The 554-nt window shown below is 42.4% G+C and carries 1 protein-coding gene and 1 pseudogene; one reads left to right on the top strand and one right to left on the bottom strand.

Translation table 11 applies throughout. From position 1 onward, the window contains the following. A pseudogene (locus tag ACS8FC_RS19980) lies at window positions 1-147 on the top strand (TRAP transporter substrate-binding protein); the annotation flags it as partial. A gap of 148 nt (window positions 148-295) precedes the next feature. Here the strand turns inward: ACS8FC_RS19980 and ACS8FC_RS19975 are convergent. Further along, on the bottom strand, window positions 296-554 hold a 259-nt coding region (locus ACS8FC_RS19975; protein ID WP_439298067.1), incomplete at its 5' end, for a glutathione S-transferase C-terminal domain-containing protein.

The following is a 554-nucleotide window of genomic DNA, read 5'->3' as shown; positions in this document are numbered from 1 at the left end:
ATTCCTGATCCCTTAAATGACCCACAATGGAAAGGACCGCTAGAGGCAGGTACGCAAAAATACTTGGCGGATGTTGCAGCATTAGGCCTCGACCCACAAGCGGTGTACGAGAAAGCTCAAGCAGCCAGCGCTGCGTGTAAAGTCTAATCCTTTAAATTACACAAGTCTTTCAATATTTTTTATAACGTAGGATCATATAATGTGTATTCTCCTACGTTATTTCAGCTCTATACTTTATACTTTACCTGTCACTCACAATTCACGTGATCATATAAATAGCTTCAAATACCAAATTTTAACAAGGAAAAATCACCACCTCACCCCCTTCTTGCCACGGTTGAAACTTGGTCATGACTTGCAAAAATAACGGATGGTCAAGCCAATGTTGCAGCCACTGCTGCAATTTAGGATAAGGCAAACTATAAAAAACCTCACGATCGACATGCGCAAACTGACGAACAAAAGGCATGATGCCAATATCAGCCGTGGTCACCTTGTCCCCTAATAGATAGTCGTTTTTCGCCAACAACGTTTCCAACACCCGCAAAAACGCC

The sequence above is a fragment of the Psychrobacter sp. 1Y4 genome (assembly GCF_051847555.1).
This window is presented reverse-complemented; position numbering and strand designations above follow the sequence as displayed.